The 17,751-nt window shown below is 59.3% G+C and carries 20 protein-coding genes; 11 read left to right on the plus strand and 9 right to left on the minus strand.

The window, feature by feature from the left end:
* The gene (locus GC131_09165; protein MBI1274234.1) at nucleotides 1-888 is read left to right on the plus strand and encodes an EamA family transporter; all 888 of its coding nucleotides are present in this window, start codon (nucleotides 1-3) and stop codon (nucleotides 886-888) included.
* Here the strand turns inward: GC131_09165 and GC131_09170 are convergent.
* A complete protein-coding gene (locus GC131_09170; GenBank protein ID MBI1274235.1) occupies nucleotides 885-1,370 on the minus strand; it encodes a flavin reductase in 486 nt (161 codons plus the stop codon). The two genes, GC131_09165 and GC131_09170, sit on opposite strands and share 4 nt — an antisense overlap.
* A 244-nt stretch (nucleotides 1,371-1,614) precedes the next feature.
* Between GC131_09170 and motA the strand changes: the two genes are divergently transcribed.
* The 4 genes from motA to GC131_09190 all read left to right on the plus strand — a co-directional run bounded on the left by motA (nucleotide 1,615) and on the right by GC131_09190 (nucleotide 5,685).
* The gene (motA, locus tag GC131_09175; protein MBI1274236.1) at nucleotides 1,615-2,484 is read left to right on the plus strand and encodes a flagellar motor stator protein MotA; all 870 of its coding nucleotides are present in this window, start codon (nucleotides 1,615-1,617) and stop codon (nucleotides 2,482-2,484) included.
* Nucleotides 2,485-2,504: 20 nt separating this feature from the next.
* The gene (locus GC131_09180) at nucleotides 2,505-3,554 is read left to right on the plus strand and encodes an OmpA family protein (GenBank protein ID MBI1274237.1); all 1,050 of its coding nucleotides are present in this window, start codon (nucleotides 2,505-2,507) and stop codon (nucleotides 3,552-3,554) included.
* Between the two features lie 126 nt (nucleotides 3,555-3,680).
* Nucleotides 3,681-4,427, plus strand: a complete 747-nt coding sequence (locus tag GC131_09185; protein ID MBI1274238.1) for an arginyltransferase — start codon at nucleotides 3,681-3,683, stop codon at nucleotides 4,425-4,427.
* Nucleotides 4,306-5,685 carry a 2-octaprenyl-6-methoxyphenyl hydroxylase gene (locus GC131_09190; protein ID MBI1274239.1) on the plus strand — a complete coding sequence of 460 codons (1,380 nt, stop codon included), beginning with the start codon at nucleotides 4,306-4,308 and terminating at the stop codon, nucleotides 5,683-5,685. The genes GC131_09185 and GC131_09190 overlap by 122 nt, the downstream gene beginning before the upstream one ends.
* A 66-nt stretch (nucleotides 5,686-5,751) precedes the next feature.
* Here the strand turns inward: GC131_09190 and GC131_09195 are convergent, their stop codons facing one another.
* From GC131_09195 to GC131_09205, 3 genes are read right to left on the minus strand one after another with little or no spacing between them, the layout of a single operon-like run.
* Nucleotides 5,752-6,120 carry a hypothetical protein gene (locus GC131_09195; GenBank protein MBI1274240.1) on the minus strand — a complete coding sequence of 123 codons (369 nt, stop codon included), beginning with the start codon at nucleotides 6,118-6,120 and terminating at the stop codon, nucleotides 5,752-5,754.
* A 19-nt stretch (nucleotides 6,121-6,139) separates the two neighbouring features.
* Nucleotides 6,140-6,331 (minus strand): hypothetical protein, encoded by a 192-nt coding sequence (locus GC131_09200; GenBank protein ID MBI1274241.1) that lies wholly within the window; start codon nucleotides 6,329-6,331, stop codon nucleotides 6,140-6,142.
* A 45-nt stretch (nucleotides 6,332-6,376) separates the two neighbouring features.
* Entirely contained in the window at nucleotides 6,377-6,565 is a 189-nt protein-coding gene (locus GC131_09205) for a hypothetical protein (protein MBI1274242.1), read from the minus strand.
* A 314-nt stretch (nucleotides 6,566-6,879) separates the two neighbouring features.
* Here GC131_09205 and GC131_09210 point away from each other — a divergent pair, with 314 nt between their 5' ends.
* Genes GC131_09210 through GC131_09220 form a run of 3 tightly spaced genes read left to right on the plus strand, consistent with a single transcriptional unit; the run spans nucleotide 6,880 to nucleotide 8,743 of the window.
* Complete coding sequence (locus GC131_09210) at nucleotides 6,880-7,539, plus strand: helix-turn-helix domain-containing protein (GenBank protein MBI1274243.1); 660 nt, start codon at nucleotides 6,880-6,882, stop codon at nucleotides 7,537-7,539.
* Nucleotides 7,536-8,210, plus strand: coding sequence for a GNAT family N-acetyltransferase (locus tag GC131_09215; GenBank protein MBI1274244.1), 675 nt, complete (start codon nucleotides 7,536-7,538; stop codon nucleotides 8,208-8,210). Before GC131_09210 ends, GC131_09215 begins: the two co-directional genes overlap by 4 nt.
* Entirely contained in the window at nucleotides 8,210-8,743 is a 534-nt protein-coding gene (locus GC131_09220; GenBank protein ID MBI1274245.1) for an aspartate 1-decarboxylase, read from the plus strand. The genes GC131_09215 and GC131_09220 overlap by 1 nt, the downstream gene beginning before the upstream one ends.
* A gap of 22 nt (nucleotides 8,744-8,765) precedes the next feature.
* Here the strand turns inward: GC131_09220 and GC131_09225 are convergent, their stop codons facing one another.
* Entirely contained in the window at nucleotides 8,766-8,966 is a 201-nt protein-coding gene (locus GC131_09225; protein ID MBI1274246.1) for a hypothetical protein, read from the minus strand.
* A 216-nt stretch (nucleotides 8,967-9,182) separates the two neighbouring features.
* On the opposite strand from GC131_09225, the gene GC131_09230 reads away from it, so the two are divergent.
* From GC131_09230 to GC131_09240, 3 genes are all read left to right on the plus strand, one after another.
* The gene (locus tag GC131_09230; protein ID MBI1274247.1) at nucleotides 9,183-9,872 is read left to right on the plus strand and encodes a helix-turn-helix domain-containing protein; all 690 of its coding nucleotides are present in this window, start codon (nucleotides 9,183-9,185) and stop codon (nucleotides 9,870-9,872) included.
* Between the two features lie 82 nt (nucleotides 9,873-9,954).
* Nucleotides 9,955-11,970: an EAL domain-containing protein gene (locus GC131_09235; GenBank protein MBI1274248.1), complete on the plus strand. Its 2,016-nt coding sequence runs from the start codon at nucleotides 9,955-9,957 to the stop codon at nucleotides 11,968-11,970.
* A 130-nt stretch (nucleotides 11,971-12,100) separates the two neighbouring features.
* The gene (locus tag GC131_09240; protein MBI1274249.1) at nucleotides 12,101-12,823 is read left to right on the plus strand and encodes a BAX inhibitor (BI)-1/YccA family protein; all 723 of its coding nucleotides are present in this window, start codon (nucleotides 12,101-12,103) and stop codon (nucleotides 12,821-12,823) included.
* A 51-nt stretch (nucleotides 12,824-12,874) separates the two neighbouring features.
* On the opposite strand, the gene GC131_09245 is transcribed toward GC131_09240, so the two are convergent.
* The 4 genes from GC131_09245 to hemC are packed head-to-tail and all read right to left on the minus strand — an operon-like array spanning nucleotide 12,875 to nucleotide 17,560.
* The gene (locus GC131_09245) at nucleotides 12,875-13,465 is read right to left on the minus strand and encodes an HAD-IB family hydrolase (protein ID MBI1274250.1); all 591 of its coding nucleotides are present in this window, start codon (nucleotides 13,463-13,465) and stop codon (nucleotides 12,875-12,877) included.
* A gap of 21 nt (nucleotides 13,466-13,486) precedes the next feature.
* Complete coding sequence (locus GC131_09250; GenBank protein MBI1274251.1) at nucleotides 13,487-14,914, minus strand: heme biosynthesis protein HemY; 1,428 nt, start codon at nucleotides 14,912-14,914, stop codon at nucleotides 13,487-13,489.
* Complete coding sequence (locus GC131_09255) at nucleotides 14,824-16,704, minus strand: hypothetical protein (protein MBI1274252.1); 1,881 nt, start codon at nucleotides 16,702-16,704, stop codon at nucleotides 14,824-14,826. Before GC131_09255 ends, GC131_09250 begins: the two co-directional genes overlap by 91 nt.
* Nucleotides 16,607-17,560 carry a hydroxymethylbilane synthase gene (gene hemC / locus GC131_09260; protein ID MBI1274253.1) on the minus strand — a complete coding sequence of 318 codons (954 nt, stop codon included), beginning with the start codon at nucleotides 17,558-17,560 and terminating at the stop codon, nucleotides 16,607-16,609. Before hemC ends, GC131_09255 begins: the two co-directional genes overlap by 98 nt.
* Nucleotides 17,561-17,751 lie beyond the last annotated feature (191 nt).

Below are 17,751 nucleotides of genomic sequence, written 5' to 3' on the forward strand. Positions count from 1 at the left end.
GTGAAGTTTTTTGCGCTTGATGATTTCGGAAAGGGCGTAGCGCTGACGCTGATCGCGGCAACGTGTTTCGGCGTTCACCCTATCCTCGCGGCGCTGATTTACCAGCATGGCGGCGATGTTACCAGCGTAAACCTTGCCCGCGTTGTTGCCATTTATATCGGCACCGCGTTTCTGTTGTGGCGCCGGGGGTATCCGGTTTTGCCCGCCCGGGCGGATTTTCTTAAAACCTTTCTGCCGCTGGGCCTCACATCCTTTCTTGTCATCACCTTTTACATGGCGGCACTGACGATGATCGAGGCGTCGCTGGCTGTGGTGATCGTTTTCACCTACCCGATGCTCATCGCGGCGCTGACTTATCTATTCAACCGGGGGGAATTCAGCCCGGTTTTGTTACTTTGTTTGTTGACCGGGTTTGCCGGGGTGGCGCTGGTCGTTGGCCGGTCCCCCGGGGATATAAGCTGGCCCGGCGTTTTGCTGGCTTTCGGCGCGGCCTGCGCCTGCGCCGCCAATTTTTTTGTATCGGCCCGGGTGATGGAAAGCCATCACCCGCTTAGCCTTGCGGCCTTCATGGCGCTGGCGGCCGCGCCCATGGTGTTCGGGCTCGGGCTTGTCATCGGCATGCACTGGCCTGTGGATGCGGCCGGCTGGGCCATGCTGCTGACGCTTGCGGCTATTTGTTTTGCCGGCATGATCGGGATTGTCACCGGGATCAAGCTGCTTGGCGCGCTGCGGTTCAGCATCATCATGAAGTTCGAACCGTTGGTGACGCTTATGACCGCCTGGGCCGTGCTGGGTGAAACCCTGGGCGGGCTGCAATTGCTGGGCGCCGCGCTTTTGATCGGCGCGCTGTTTCTGGTTGATAAAAAACCCGCTCTGCCGCCGGTCTAGTTTTTTATGCGCCTGTATTGCCCGCGATAATACAAAAGCGGCGCAGGCAAGGCTTTGCCGGGCGCCATTTGCAGATCGGTCACTTGACCGAGGAAGATGCCGTGATCCCCGCCGGCGAGGATTTTTTTCTTCCTGCACACGATCCAGCCCAGCGCGCCGCGCAACAAGGGGCAACCCTGATCGCCCTGATCATACGCGACCTTGCCCCATTGCTTGCTGCCCGTGCCTGCAAAATGGCGCGAAAGTTTTTGTTGCCGGTCCGAAAGGATGTTGACGGCGAAATAATGCGCATCGGCGAAAGCTTCGTAGCAGCGCGCATCCTGCGCGAGACAGAACAGCACCAGCGGCGGCGTCAGCGCGACCGAGCTGAAGGAATTGATGGTGACGCCGACGGGCGCGCCGTTTGCCTTGCGTGCGGTCACGACCGTGACGCCGGTGGCGAACGCGCCCAACACATCGCGAAAAAGACGTTGGTTGATCATGGGGTTAGATATATGCCGTTTCCCGTCCCCGGCGGCAAGGAAAAGCGGCGTTTTGTGGCCGTGTCCGCGTCGCGCCCGGCCCTGTTTTAACGGCTTGTTTATAAAATATGGCGGCCAGCCGCGCTTTTTGCCCGCGCGCACGCCCGGAAGGGCGTTAAAGCCTCTTTAACCCTGTTAAGGCCATATTGAACGCTGGTTTTCCCTGTTTTTTCACCCCAAACCTGTCAACGCCGCGGGTCTTTCCATGCTTTTTATCGTCGGCTTCGTTCTCGTTAATCTGTGCACCTTCGGCGGCTTCGTCCTGATGGGCGGGCATCTGGAAGTGATCGCGCGCTCGGCGCCGTTCGAATTCATCATCATCGGCGGCGTTGCCTTCGCCGCGACCCTGATCGCCAACCGCGGCGTGACGCTGAAGCGGCTCATAAAATCGCTCGGCATGCTGGTGGCAAAATCGAAATATGACAAGGGTGCGTATGTCGAATTGCTGTGCATGATGTACCAGGTGTTCAAACTGGCAAAAACCAAGGGCCTGCTGGCGCTGGAATCGCACGTTGAAAACCCGTACGACAGCGCGATCTTCCAGCAGTTTCCGCGCTTCCTTTCGGATCATCATGCGGTTGATTTCTTTTGCGACTATCTGCGTCTCGTGACGCTTGGTGCCGACAAACCGTACGAGCTTGAAGCGCTGATGGACGAAGAAATGGAAGTGCATCACACCGAAGACCATGAAATTTCGCACTCGGTACAGCTGATCGCCGACGGCTTGCCGGCCGTGGGCATTGTCGCCGCCGTGCTCGGCGTTATTAAAACCATGGGCGCGATCACCGAGCCGCCGGAAGTGCTGGGCCGATTGATCGGTGGCGCGCTGGTCGGTACATTCCTTGGTGTGTGGATGGCGTACGGCTTCTTCGGCCCGATCGCCAACATCCTGCAGATGAAGTTCGATGAAAACGGCAAGTATTTTCAGTGCATGAAGATCGGCCTGCTTGGCCATCTGAACGGCTACGCGCCTTCGATTTCGATCGAATATGCGCGCAAGGCGCTTCTGAACGAGGTGCGCCCGACATTCACCGAGGTTGAAGAGGCCACGGGGCAGCTTCCTGCCCCGGGCTAGAACCGTAGCGGGAGAATCTTATGGCCGCTAACGACCAGCCAGCAATCATCATCCGCAAAAAGCGCAAGAAGGCGGGCGGAGGCCATCATGGCGGCGCCTGGAAAGTGGCCTATGCCGATTTCGTGACGGCGATGATGGCGTTCTTTCTTCTGCTCTGGTTGCTGAACGTCACAACCGATATCGAGCGCAAGGGTATCGCCGATTATTTTGCGCCCGCCAGCATATCGAAATCCGAATCGGGTGCGGGCGGCGTCATGGGCGGCCTCACCATCACGATGGATGGCGCCATGCAGCATATGAATTCGCCGCCAACGGTCGAGGAACGCACGATCCCGACCACCGGCAAGGGCGAACATGGCGAGGATGAAACGCCGCGCAAGAGTGATGGCGGCGCCGAAGGCAAGGCCGATGGTACGGGCGCCGCCGCCGGTGCGGCGGGCGGCGACGGCGAAGCGGGCGGAAAAACGCCCGAGCAAGCGATTGCGGCGGCGATTGCCAAGCGCGAAGCCGAGGAAGCGGCCCTGTTCGGTCAGGCAACCGAAGCGCTGCGCGACGCGATCCGGCAGAGCCCCGAACTGAGCGACCTGGCCGAACAGCTGGTGATCGATAACACGCCTGAAGGCTTGCGCATTCAAATCGTCGATAAGGATAATTATTCGATGTTCCCTTCGGGCGGTGCGAACCCGTACCAGAAAAGCCGCGATTTGCTGCATCTTGTCGGCAAGGTTCTGGCGCGGTTGCCGAACCGGATATCGGTTTCCGGCCATACCGACGGCAAACCCTTTCCGGTTGCATCGCGGCGCGATAACTGGTCGCTTTCGACCGAGCGTGCGAATGTCAGCCGCGCCGCGCTTGTGAACGCGGGCGTCGCCAACGAACGCGTGGCGCGCGTCGTCGGCATGGCGGACCGGGATCCGCTCGATCCCGCCAACCCGCTCGCGTCGATGAACCGGCGCATTTCCATCGTGCTGTTGCGGCAGAACCTGAATGTGACGGACAGCGGCGCATTGAAGAAAGATAAAAGCCCCGCGCCAGGGCTGGATGTCGCGCCTTCGATCATCCCGCAATAACCGTCTATCGCAGAGCGGCCGGTAACCGCCTGTTCCGCCATGGAAATAATTTGCACTTGTCCCGCACGGCGGGAAGCCCGAAACTAGGGCCTTCGCAAGCCATTTTCAGCGTGGTCCGCCCGCTCCATGTCCATCATCCCGCCCGGCCTGAGCCGTAACCTGCAATTCTATCTTTCCGGGCCGTTGCCTTGCCCCTATCTGCCCGAACAGGTCGAACGCAAGCTGTTCACCCGCCTTTCGGGCGACGGCGCGCGCGATGCGCAAACCAATTCCGGCCTGACCCGCGCCGGGTTCCGCCGCAGCCACGATATTGTGTACCGCCCCGCTTGCCCGCAATGCAGCGCCTGCGTGCCCGTGCGCATCCCCGTCCGCCAGTTTGCGCCATCGCAAAGCCTGCGCCGCACGCAGCGCCGTAACGCGGATCTGACGCTCGAGATAACGGGAACAGACGTCACGCAGGAACAGTTCGCGCTTTTCACCGCCTATCAGCAATCGCGCCACGCCGACAGCGACATGGCGCGCATGAGCTTTGCCGATTTCAACGCGATGGTGCGCGAAGGGCAGACGGGCACGAAAATATTCCAGCTGCGTACGCCCGGCGGCGCGCTGGCGGGCGCCGTGCTGGCCGATACGATCGGCGACGGCTATTCCGCGATCTACAGCTTCTTCGACCCGGCCGAAGCGAAACGCAGCCTTGGCGTGATGCTGATCATGATGCTGGTGCACGAAGCGGAGTATGCGAACCTGCCTTATGTTTATCTCGGTTACTGGATCGCGCGTTCGCGCAAAATGGCCTACAAGGCACGTTTCCGTCCGTTGCAGGCGCTCGGGCCGCACGGGTGGGACTGGCTGCCTGAAACCCATGAACAATAAACGCGGCGCGTATGATGTTGCAATCATCGGCGGCGGCCCGGCCGGGCTCAGCCTTGCGGCTGCGCTTGGTGCCGCCGGCGCCACCCTTTGCCTGATCGACCGCGACCCGCCGGAAAAATACCTGCATGCGAAGGCGGATGGCCGCACCACCGCGATCGCTTCCGCCGCGCAAAATGTTCTGGAAGACGCGGGCGTGTGGGCGCATGTGCGCGCCGCCTGCCCCATCGAGGATATTCGCGTGGCCGATAATCATGGGCCGAACACGCTGACCTTCCGCGCGCGGGATGTAGCGGATGCAAGCCGCGGGCGGCCGTTCGGCTGGATTATCGAGAACCACGATTTCCGCGCCGCGCTTTTGCAGCGCCTGCGCGGGATGCCGCATGTCACAATGCTGGCGCCCGCCGATGTTCTGGGTATGGAAGCGGGGGCGCATGCTGCCGTTTTGCAGCTTGCTGGCGGAAAAACGATTGCGGCCCGGCTTGCGGTCGCGGCCGACGGGCGCGCATCCCCAAGCCGCCGCCGCGCGGGTATTGCGGCGCGGGAATGGGAATACTGGCAAGCCGCCGTGGTTTGCACGCTTGCGCATGAACGGCCGCACGGCAATGTGGCGGTCGAACATTTTATGCCCGGCGGGCCGCTTGCGATCTTGCCGATGACGGATTTGCCCGCAAAACAGGCTGTGCACGCCAGCGCGGGCAAGGCGCTGCGCCATCGCAGCTCCATCGTGTGGACCGAGCGGCGCGAAACCGCGAAGGTGCTGATGGATATGCCGGCCGCCGGCTTCCTCGCGCATCTTGGGGCGCATACAAGCGGCATGCTTGGCGCGATCGCGCTGGCGGGGCCGCGTTTCTGTTACCCGCTCGGGCTTATGCATGCAAAGCGCTATACCGCGCCGCGCATGGCGCTGGCGGGGGAAGCGGCGCATGCCATTCACCCCATCGCCGGGCAGGGCTTCAACCTTTCGATGCGCGATATCGCCAGCCTTGCCGCGCTTGTGGGGGAAGCGATCGTGCTCGGGCTCGATCCCGGAAGCCCGGAATTGCTGCGCCGCTACGAACGCGCGCGCCGGGCCGATAATACGGCGATGACGGTGACGACGGACGCGCTCGACCGCCTGTTTTCGAACAGCCTGCCGGGGCTCGGGTTGTTGCGCGCCGCCGGGCTTGGTGCGGTCGAACGCATGCCACGCGCCAAACATTTTTTCATGCGGCAGGCGATGGGGCTGCATACAAAAAAACCGGCAAAGAAGCGCGCATAAAAAAAGCGCCCCGGCCCGTTGCAGCGGGCGGAGGCGCAGGGGAAACCTTTTGCCGCGTATGCTGGCTTACTGGATCACCGGGCCATCGACGAGATAGCGCACCGCTTCTTCATAGCGCGCCGCGGGCAGCGCGGAAACATCGGCCACGCCGAAAACATGCGCAAACGTGCGGCGCAGCGCCGCGCCGTCTTTTTTGCGCGTGGCGGCGGCCCAGTTGAGCAAGGCTTCAAGGCTGAGAAGTTCGTGTTCGTTCACGGCATGGCTGCGGATATCGAAGGCGATGCCGCGCACAAGCGCGCCGCGCGCCGGAATTTCGATGCCGGTTATGCCCAGCTCTTCCGCGATGCGGGAGCAGCCCCAGCCGGTATATGGCGCGTCGTTTTCGCCGCCCTGCGTGCGGGCCGTTTGCATCATGTGTGAAAAGCGGAAATCCATGCCCGTTTCCTTGTTTCGTTTACGCCGTTTGCGTCCGTGCTGCCTTGCCGACAGACTGGTTCAACCGATCGAGCGCCTGCTGCAGCCGCTCGTCCTCGCCCATCGTGGCGTCCATGCCGCTTTGCAGCCGCGCCAGCTTTTCAATAATCAGAAGCATGTCATAAGCGCCATCGGCGCCATAGCGTTGCACAAGGTCGGTGTAGTGCATCATTGGCTCCCGGGCTGTTCCGTTCGCTTGCGTTCACAAAAAGGTTGATCAGGCCGCGAGCAGGGCGGCGGCGGAAGAGGCCATCGCATCCTGCGCGCGCACGGCGTTCGCGAGGCGCGTTTCGGGGTCGATTGCGCTCATGGCCCATGACTGGATGCGCGCCACCTTTTCGATTTCCATCAGGAAATGAAAAGCCGCCGCCGAACCGAACTTCATCTCAAGATCATGAAAGCTCATATCACATGCCCCGTTATGCCGGACCGTTTCCAAAACAAAAGCGCCACACTGATTGGCATTTGTTTGCCAGGGTGGGGCGCGATGAAAGGAACATACCGATTCGATGGGGTGAAAGCAATAGAAAACCTGATTCAAACGTAATAAAATTCATTATAGTACGCTTTTATAAGCATGTATTATCAATAATACATATGTATATGCCAAATAAAGGTATTTACATTTTGATCTTGGGGATTTAATAATCCTTGTTATAAGGATCGAAATTCCCACTGGTTAGGCAAAACACCCGCCCGCATGGCAATCAAGGTAAATGAATGATTAATGGACGACAAATCCGTGCCGCCCGTGCGCTGCTCGATTGGGATGCCGAAGACCTGGCCGCCAAGACCGGCCTTTCGCGCGATACCATTTTCAATATCGAAAAAGGGGCGGTGCAGGCGCGCGGTGCCACGATTGAGAAGATCGTCAGTGCTTTCTCGCTTTGCGGCATAGAATTTACAGATTATCAGGGTGTAAGGCTTAAGCCGACAGGCGTGACCATTTTTGATGGACCGGAAAAATTCGATGAGTTCTATAGCTTTTTATTTGAACACCTCAATAAGTATGGTGGCGAAGTCTGTTTAAGTGTTGTCGATGAAAATCTGCTTAGCAAATACCGCAAGGATCCCAGCTTGCACTATAGGCGCATGAAAGAGCTTTGCGATTCTGGAACAGTAGAGTCGTTTCGTATCCTTGCGAACAAGAGTAAGTTTACTCCGACATTTTCTACCTATAAATGGCAACCAGGTCCGGCGCTTTCGCCCACAGCGTTCTATGCTTTTGGTGATTGTCTTGCACTTATTTCGTTTGTTCATAATCCGCCGCCCTATGTGGTTGTCCTTCAATCTGCGCCGCTGGCCGAGGCTTATAGGCAGGCGTTCAATATTGCCTGGGATGTTGCCATGGCACCTCCTGCATCTGTGGGTCAGTTATGAGGACTCTAGCATTAAGCACAGAAATATGTGTGCAAGAAGAAAACCTTGATGTAAGGCCCCTATCGGCAGATGACAGCGATTCTTACCGTGTCTTGCGTAAAAGAGTTTTGGATATAGGTGAGGGTAAATATTTTAGCGCCTCATACCGCAGAGACAGCCAACTTGTAACCGAAGAGCAGTGGCGGGAATATTGCACGGAGAAACGCGAACACTGCATAATAGGCATTTTTGCAGGAGGTGATCTTGTTGGTATCATGGCGATTGTTGCACAGAAGCCGGAAGAGGGTTTGGTTGCAGAATGGGATTCCACTTGGATCGACCCCGAATATCGCGGGAAGGGCATTGCTAAGTTTGCGTACAAAGAAGTCGAAAGGTGGACTAAGTGTCACGGCTACAGATATGCAGAAGTCTTTATAAGAGATGAAAATGCCCGTTCGCTGAAAATACGAAAAAAGAACGGCGCTGTTTACTCGCGCACAAAGTACAATGAAGTATGGGCCGATGGTAGTGTGGGGGATGCTCATTTCTTCATTAAGGACTTGGCTGTAGAGACCAATCAACAAGGCGATCTTTGCAGCCGTGTTATCAGCAATCTTGAGTCGACAATTGAGTCTCTCGAAAATGACTTCCCGCAAGAAAATATAAAGACACGCGAGAAAAAAAGCGCCTGATGAGTTACTCCAAGCAAAGACAGACCAGAGAGGCGACGCGCGAATTTTGCTATGGCAAGATTCACCGTTGCGTTGTTACGCAGGCTGAGCTTGATTATGTTGGCTCGATAACAGTTGATCCCGCTCTTTTACGGGCATCCCGTATTTATCCTCATACAAAAGTCGAAGTTGTTAATATTACCCGCAAGGATGCTGCACGTATTATGACCTATGTTATCGAAGGTCCTGAAAATTCTGGCGTTGTATGTTTAAATGGAGCGGCCGCACATCATTTTAGCCCTGGCGATCTTGCAATTATCATGGCGTATGAGTCTGTCCCTGTGAGCTTAATCTCACAGCGTGAACACATAACTGTTCAGGTTAACGGAGAAAATGGAATCTGCGGAGGCAATACGAATAGAATAGTAGATATTAAAAAGTATCTGACTCCATCGTTTGAAGGGTTGGGTATGCCAGAGAACAATCGCTTTGGAGAATCATATGTTCTCAAGAAAGAAACGGCGTTGGTTCTTCAAAAGCGTGAAGCCATATAACTCATTTTTCTATTTTAATCATTTAGCCCGCCTTCTTCCCCTCCATCGCCATCTTCGCTGCATCAATCTCATCGAGCCGTTCGAGCGCGCTTTGGAAGCGCCATTCCTCGGTCCTATCCTGCCGCGCGCGGTCAAGCTGAAGCCCGGCCATTTTCTCGACGCTGAGCATGATGTCATACGCCATCATCGCACCGAATTTCTTGATCAGGTCTGGGTATGTCATTTGCCGTCTCCTTCAATGGTGTGTTCAGGAGGCCGCCGCAACCGGCCCGTGCCAGAACGATAAGGGCATGAAAATTCTTTCGTCAAATAAATTCTCTTTTTTCCTAGTAAAAATACTGTTCATACGTTATTTTATAATTCCTATAGGGTTTTTCCAAAAGGGCTCCGGGAAGATGTTACCGGTTTTCGTTTTCCGCCATGCGCCGATGTGCGCGCCATGAAGCCCGATCCGCACCAGATCCGCGCGGCGCGCGCATTGCTGAACTGGACGCTGACGGACCTTGCCGCCGCCGCCGGCATGACGAAAGACGGCGTGCGCAAGATCGAACAAGGCCTCGTTGTGCCACAAGCGCGCAGCCTTTCCGCTATCGCGCATGCGTTCCAGAGCCGCGGCGTCGAGTTCCTTGAAAATTCCGGTGTGCGTTTCCAGGCCAGTAATATCGAGGTGTATGAAGGCGTCGATCGTTTTGATGACTTTTCGGATTTCCTCTATGAGCACCTTAAGCAAGTTGGAGGAGATGTGTGTATAAGTGCCGTAGAAGAATGGCGTTTTGCGTTGTGCCGGAAAGACCCGGTAAAGCATTACTTGCGTATGAAAGAGTTAAAAGAGACGGGACAACTTCGATCATTTCGTGTGATAGCAACCGAAAGCGATTTTCATTCAGGATATGGTTATGCAAAATATAAGTGGCAACCGCGCCATAGTGCCATGCCGACGGCCTTTTATTCTTTCGGCAACTGCTTTGCGCTAATCGTGTTCGAGCACAAACCATCCCCCTATGTCGTGCTGCATAAATCCGGGCCATTGGCCGAAGCCTATCGCTCGGCGTTTGAGGTGGCTTGGCAAAATGCCAAGCCTCCACCGGCCCCCAATGCACCGCCAGAATCAGGCAATAAAATCCCGTAAAAAGGGCGGTCGTGCGCCGCGTCGGTTAAAAAACCCTTAACTTAACATAGGATTCAGCAAGCCCGCGTTAAGGTGAACTGTTATGCCTGAAACAGATCGCAGCTTTGCGCGGCTGATGCCGCTCGCCATCAAGGCGCTCGCCATTTTTCTGATGGCGGCGATTCCCTTGCTGCTGATCCTCAACCTTTATCTCGGGCGCCAGAGCGCCAACCTTTTGCCCATGCTTTCAAGCGTGCAGCCCGAGCTTGACGGGCTGTTCAACCGCCAGTTTACCTTGACGCTCGTGACCGCGCTCGCTTCCGTGCTCGCGAGCTTCCTTTTGTGGCACCAGGCCAGCCGCCGCCAGCGCAGCGAGGAACTTTCGTCCGACCAGCTGATGAAGCTGCAGCGCAACGCGCTCGTGGCCGCCAACAGCACGGTGATGGTCGCCATCACCGGCAAGGATGGCAAGGTGGAATGGATCAACGCCGCCTTCGCGCAGGCCACCGGCTATCAGATTGCCGAAGCGCGCGGCCGCGACCTTATCGGCATGCTGAACTGCCCGCGCGGCGAGCAGAAAACGGTGGCGCTGTTGCGCGAAGCGGTGGAAACCGGCAGCAATATCAAGCACGAAGTGCTCGCATGCAACCGCGACGGCAATGAATACTGGGCCGAGATCAGTCTGCAGCCTACCTTGCGGCGCGAAGGCGAGCTTGATGGTTTCGTTGCCATGCTGCACGATATTTCCACGCGCAAGATGCAGCAACAGCAGCTCGAGCGCGTCGCCTACTACGATTCGCAAACCGGGTTTGCCAACCGCGCGCTGCTGCTGCGCCGCTTGCGCGAAGTTTTGCAATCCGGCACCAGCCGTCCTTCGCTGATCCATATCAAATTTCCGCGCGCCACCATCATGCGCAGCGCGCTTAGCCAGGATATGGGCGAGGAGCTGACGCTCGCGATCACCGCGCGGCTGCGCGAAGCCCTGACGGAAGAACAATTGCCCGTGCGTCTTTCCGGCAGCGCGTTTGCCGTGATGGCGCCGGTGAAACGCCCGGCCGAGGCGATGACGATCGCCTACACGATCCAGTCCGCGCTGGCCAAGCCCTACCGCATCGCTGACCGCGAGGTGCATCTGATCGCTTCGATCGGGGTCGCGGTGGCGGATGCGGAGGCGATGGGCGCGGAAGACGCCGATTACGGCGGCATGCTGCGCGACGCCGAGATTGCCGCGCATTCGGTGACGACAAAGAACATGGATGAAGTTGTGCTGTACGACATCACCATGCGCCAGCGGCTTGAGGAGCGCGCGCGCGTGGAAAGCGATTTGCGCCGTGCGATCTATTTCGATACCACCCAGATGCATTGCGCGTTCCAGCCGATTCTCGATCTCGAAACCCTGCAATTGCGCGGGTTCGAGACGCTGGCGCGCTGGAACCACCCGGAGCGCGGCTGGATCCCGCCCGACAAATTCATCGCCATCGCCGAAGATACCGGGCTGATCGTGCCGCTCTGGAACTATGTGTTTTCCGAATCCTGCCGCAATCTGATGAAGTGGCAGCGCATGCGCCCGGCCAATCTGCACCCGCTGTTCATCAGCGTGAACCTTTCGGCTACCCAGTTTACATATCCGGGCCTGATCCGCGCGGCCAGCAACGTGATCGAGATGTCGCGCATCAACCCCGCCTGGATCAAGTTCGAGATCACGGAAAGCGGCCTGATGGAAAACGCCGAAGCCGCGCTGGCGCAGATGGAAAGCATCAAGGCGCTCGGCTGCACGCTGGCGATCGACGATTTCGGAACCGGCTATTCCTCGCTCAGCTATCTGCAAAAATTGCCGGTGGACGATATCAAGATCGACCGCAGCTTCATCATGAGCATGCATAAAGCGCCCGAGAATCGCGAGCTGGTGCGGATCATCACCGAAATCGGCCGCATCCTCGGCAAAAAGGTGATCGCCGAAGGCATCGAGACCGAGCAGGATCTGATCGCGCTGCGCCATTTGAAATGCGACATGGGGCAGGGTTATTATTTCCACAAGCCGTTGTTTGCCGAGGACGCGGAAAAGCTCGTGGCCGGCACGACGGCGGGTGCGATAAAGCCCGGCGCGTTAAAGGCATAAAAACGCGCCGGAAGACGCAGCAAAATCAGATGTTTGCCGATTTTTGTCCGGTTTTCCTTGAAACCGGCCCTCATTCCGCCCATATCATACGGTAGTTTGTATCGGTAAACAGCTTCCCCGGAGGAATTCAATGGCCTTTAACCGCACCTTTGTTGCCGCCCCCGCCGACCGCGCCGCGTTTGATGCGGGCCTGCGCGCGCATATGCAGAGCGTGTTCAATTATATGGGCGGCGGCGTCGCGCTTTCCGGCGCGCTTGCCTGGATCGTCGCCAACACCCCGCTCGGCGCGCTGATTTTCGGCACGCCGCTGGCCTGGGTTGTCATGCTCGCGCCGCTCGGCTTCATTTTCTATCTCAACTACAAGATCCGCAGCATCTCGGTTGCGCGCGCGCAAACCCTGTTCTGGATCTTCTGCGGCCTGATGGGCCTTTCCATGGGTGCCGTGTTCATGGTGTTTACGCAGGAAAGCATCGCCCGCGCCTTCTTCATCACGGCCGCGACCTTTGCGGCCATGAGCCTGTGGGGCTATACGACCAAGCGCGATCTTTCCGGCTTTGGCGCTATCATGATCATGGGCGTCATGGGCGTATTCATTGCCATGCTGGTGAATATGGGCCTTGCGATCTTCACCGGCGCGGCATCGAGCATGCTGCAATGGGTGATTTCGGTGGTCGGCGTGCTGGTCTTTACCGGCCTGACGGCGTTCGACGTGCAGCGCATCAAGCAGACCTATGCCGAAAGCTGGGGCGTCGAAGCCAACCAGAAAATGGCGGTGATGGGTGCGCTCGGCCTCTATCTCAACTTCATCAACGCGTTCCAGTTTTTGCTGTCGCTGATGGGAAGCCAGCGCTAGGAAACGTTTTATGCGCGAATGAAAACCCCGCCGCGACCCGGCGGGGTTTTTTCATACCACCGTTTTGTGCTTGACCAGCTCCAGCATCGGCAGATCGTGCGGCGCGTTGCCGTAACCGTAGCTTTCCGCGAACGGCCCGTTTTGCTCCATATAGGCGCGCACGCGCGCCGCCTTGCCTTCCCGCACGCAATTGCCTGCCGTCATGGTCGATGAAACCGTGCCGCGTTCGATCAGCAAATCGGTGGCGATCACTGCATCATATGGCAATTCATCGAGCAGGGCGGGCATATAGAGCGTCAGCGCGCCGCTGGCCACCACGATATGATGCCCCGCCGCCTTATGTTCGTACATTTTATCGACCATGGCCGGGCGCAGCCTGCGCCAAGACCGGATTTTCACAAGCGCGGCATCGAGTGCGGCGAGTTTGCGCCCCTTAAGCAGGCGGTCGAGCAGGCGCTGTTTGATAAAATCGCGCGCGTTGGCGGGCCGCGTAAACAGGCAGGCAAGCAGCGTGTCGGTCAGCGCGCCGGTCGTGCGCGGCCAGCCGCAGGCGAAGGCCAGGAACGGCACAAAACTGTCGCCCTTCACGATTGTATGGTCGCAATCGAATATGGCGATGGTCTTTTTCGTCTTATCCTTCATGCGCGTATCCCTGCACCGAAATCAGGCCTGGCCCGTCGTCGTCAGTTTTTGCGGCTTTCCGCCGCCCGCATAGCGGCTTTGCCCCGGTGCGCGCCATTCAAGCGTCGCGAAATCCCCGCAATGGGCGCAGCTCGCCTGCCATTGCACGGAAGCGCCGCCGCATGCGGTGCAAAGCCACTGCGCCTCCACGGGCGCTTCGGCGGCGCGCGTAAGCCAGCGGGCCGCCGCGGCATGATCGCGGTGTTCTTCCTGTTCAATAACGGCCATCAGGCGGAAAGCGCGCCTGTCGCCGACCGCGGCGCTTGTGAGCGCGAGCAAATGCCGCCGCGCTTCACCCCACAGCCGCGCCCCGATAGCGGCTTCGGCGCAAGCAATCCGGCTTTCGCTGTGCGCGATGTTGTGGCGGGCGAGGTTTTCGAATTTTTTCAGGCGCCCGAGCGCATCGCCGTTATCCTGCAATTGTTTATACAGACGGGCCAGTGCCGGGTGCGGGGTTTCGCGCCAGCCGCGCTCGATCGTGTGGCGCGCGGCCCGCTCGTGCCCGCCTTCGATTTGCGCCCTCGCAAGCTCGATCACCGCAGGCAACCAGCGAGGCCGCATATGCGCCGCCTTTTCTGCCGCTTGCAGCGCCGCTTCGTGCGCGCCCTTGCGTGTTAGTTCCTGCGCCTCGGCGGTCAGCAGCGCCGCTTGCCGCTGCCGTGCTTCATCGCGCGGCAGGGAGCGGTTGAGCATGGCTTGCTTCAGCGCCTCGCCCGCGCCGATCCACTCGCCGCGCCGCGCCGCGAGCTCGAGCTTCACCATCTGCAGCCAGGGCGTTTCGGGCCTGATGCGCTCAAGTCTGCGCGCCAGCGCATCGGCCTCATCCCACTTGCCGGCACGGAGCGCCGCCGTGATCAGGCCGCGAAAGCCAAGCACCGCGCCTTGCGGATCGCGTGCCAGTTCTTCGAACAGCTCTTCCGCCGCATGCGTATCGCCCGCCAGCTGTGCCGCCTGCGCCTGCAAAAGCTTTGCCGCCGTGCCGTTTCCGAGCAGCTTGCGCACCGCGATGGCCTTGCGCCCGGCTTCGGCGGCGTCGCCCGATGCTACCGCGACCAGCCCTTCGGTCAGCTTTGCGTGGCCGCGCTCCAGTTTGTGCAGATCGCCGCGCATTTTCCAGCGGGCGGGGCTGAGATAGCGCAGCAAGCGGTAGATAAAAAGGCATGCAGCCAGCAGCAGGAAAGCACCAGAGGCCAAAAGGGCGGCCGATGTTTTAATCTCGTAGCCAAGCCAAACAATGGTGACGTCACCCGGCCGCGCTGCCAGCCAAACCGCCAGCGCCACCAGCGCGGCAAGTTGCAGGGTAAACCATATAAGTCTTCTCACGGCGCCGGGCCTTCTGCCGCGGGCGTTTCTTCCGCGGCGGGCGATGTGGCCGCCAGCGTCGCCGCGCCGCCCAGCATATCGCCTAATGTATTGATCTTTTCATCGATCAAAAGCCGCGCTTGCGCGTCCGCCAGCCACGGCGCGATATCTTTTTGCGCCGTTTCGGGCAAGGTTTTTGCCAGATGCAGCGCGCCCGCAATATCGCCGCGCTGCAGCGCGGCCTGCATATCATAGAGCGTGCGTTCATCCCCTTCGCCGCCCTCGCCGAGCTTGCGCACGGAAACCAGCGCCTGCAGCCCTGCGCCGATACGCTCCCACCAGCTGGCGGCGCGTTCCTGCCGCGCCGAGGTTAGCGCGGAAGCCGCCAGCGCCGTAAGGCGGGTTTGTAACATCGGCAGCGTCGCGGCACCCGAAGCCGCGGCATCGCCCAGCTTTTCGCAATCGGCGGCGATGGCGTCCGTATCCTTTCCGGCGGCGGCGCAAAAACTTTCGAGCGCGGCTGTAAAGGGCGCGGCCATTGCCGCCGCTTCGCGCAGCCGCAGATAAGCGATGGTGACGGCGCGCGTGCCGGTTTCCCCGCCTTGCGATGCCGTTGCCGCAACTTTTTGCAAACCGGCCTCAAGCGCGGCAATGGTGGCGCGCAGCGCGGCCAGTTCGGCATCACCATCCTGCTCGTTTGTTTCTTTGGCTGCGGCCGTAAGCTGGCGTTCAAGATCATCCATGCGTGCCGCCAATGCTTCGTTCTTTTCGACGATGCGCTGCATTGCCTCGCTGTCTTCCGCACCCCGTTCGTCGCCCAGCCCAGTGATACGGAGCAGGCCTGCGGGAAGCAGCGGCATCCACAAAGGCTGGGTCAGCGCGGCCAGCGCGATCAGCAAAGCAAGAAATGCGATGAAAGCGCCCCCGCTGCGCGTGGCTTGCTTGCGTGGCGGCGTTGCGGGCGGCGCGGCGGGCTTTTCTGGCTGGGTCACGCGTTCCTCGTTTTTCCGTTCGGCGGCGGCTGTGCCGGAGCTGGATTTTCCGGCTGCGGGTTTGGCAGCGGCAGGACAAGCATTCTTCAGTGCGGTCAACAGGCTTTCGGTATCCGGATGCGCGGCGGCAACGATTTCCCGCCACGGCACCGCGCCTGCAGCCTTGCTTACGGCGGGCGATAAAGTGACCGCCAGCATGGACCGGCAAGCATCTTCAAGGCTAGCACGACCGATCAAATCGGCAAAGACGCCGGCGCTTCGGGGCGAATAAAGCAGCACGGCATCGATCTTGCCCTGCTTCAGCAGCTTTCGCGTTTTCGCGTTCAGCTCTTCCGCCACTTTGGCGCGGTAAACTTCCCATGCCCGGACCGTGAAGCCCGCCGTCTGCAGCCCTGCCGCCGGTTCGGCGGCGGTATGATCGCCGACGATGTGGAGCAAGGCGCCCTTGCCGGGGTTGCGTTCGGCGGCGATAAGCCCGGCCAGCGCCGCGCCATCCCCGCCCGCATTGATGATGCGATCGATGCCAAGCCCTTCGAGCGACGCGGCGGTTTTATCGCCCACCGCATAGAAGGGCAATGCCTGCAGCTGCCCCGGCACTTGCTGTTCGTGCAAAATCTGTGCGGTATGGGCGCTTGTGACGATGGCGGCTTGCAGCCCCGTCATATCGGGGCGCGAAAACCTGCTGGCCTCGATGATCAGCAGCGGATCGGTGATGCAGTTATAGCCCTCCTTGCCAAGGCGCAGCGCAAGCGCATCGGCATCTTCCCGGGCACGGACAACCAGAATCGTCGGCATGGGCAGCAGTATATTAGGCTGCTTTGAAGAAGCCAGAGGGTAGTTTGGCGCGCAGGCTTTTGCCCAAAGCTTCGCCCATACGGGCGGCATCGGCGGCGGGGCCGGTGGCATCGACGCGCATCAGGTCGCTGCCGTCCGGGCGCGCCACAAGTCCGTCCAGCCGCAGCGTAGCATCGTCGATCCAGCGGGCATGCGCCCCTATCGGCGTGGAGCAGGACCCGTCCAGCGCGCGCAGAAAGCCGCGTTCGGCGGTAACGGGCGCCCAGCTGCGCGGATCGTTGATGGCCTGCGTATAGGTGTTGCAGCGTTCGTCCTTGCGGCGGATCTCGACCGCGATCGCGCCTTGCCCGGCGGCGGGCAGGATCACTTCGGGCTCGACGATCGAGGTCACTTCCTGCACGAGCCCGAGCCGTTGCATGCCGCTGAGCGCGAGGATGGCGGCATCGACATCGCCGTTTGCCAGCTTGCGCAAGCGCGTATCGACATTGCCGCGGAACGGCACGATTTTAAGATCGGGCCTGCGCGCGATAATTTGCGCGCTGCGGCGCGCGCTTGCGGTGCCGACCACGGCGCCTTCGGGCAATTCATCGAGCGAAGGCGCGAGCTTGGATATAAAGGCGTCGCGCGCATCGGCGCGCGGCAGCACGGCGGAAAGCTTCAGCGCATCGGTGGCGCGTGTTTCCACGTCTTTCAGAGAATGAACGGCGATATCGATGCGCTCTGCCATCAGCGCATCCTGCAATTCCTTTGTGAACCAGCTTTTGTTGCCGCCCATGCTGGTGAAAGTGCGCTCTTTGTGTTCGGGCCGCCAATCGCCTGCCGTTGTGATTTGCACGATCTGGATCGCGCCCGGCGCCAGCAGTTCGGACCATGCCTGCTGCAGGCGCAACTTGACCTCTTCGGCCTGGATGATGGCCAGTTTGCTGCCGCGGCTGCCGATGCGAATAGGGGCGAGGGATAAATTCATGAAAAATTCCTGGCTGCGTGAAGGGGTGATCTTAAGAAGCTCTTTACCAAGGGCTATTTTATCAGGCGGGACAAATGATTAATCCGAATCGTTCAAAACCTACGATTCGGCATTAACACATTTTTTACCTATAAATCAATGCTTTAGTTTCAAATGTGTGTGTTATTGTAGCTTTATGAGGAAAACACGGA

This window comes from Alphaproteobacteria bacterium (genome assembly GCA_016124955.1).
In the GTDB taxonomy this organism is placed as follows: Bacteria; Pseudomonadota; Alphaproteobacteria; order UBA9219; family RFNS01; genus RI-461.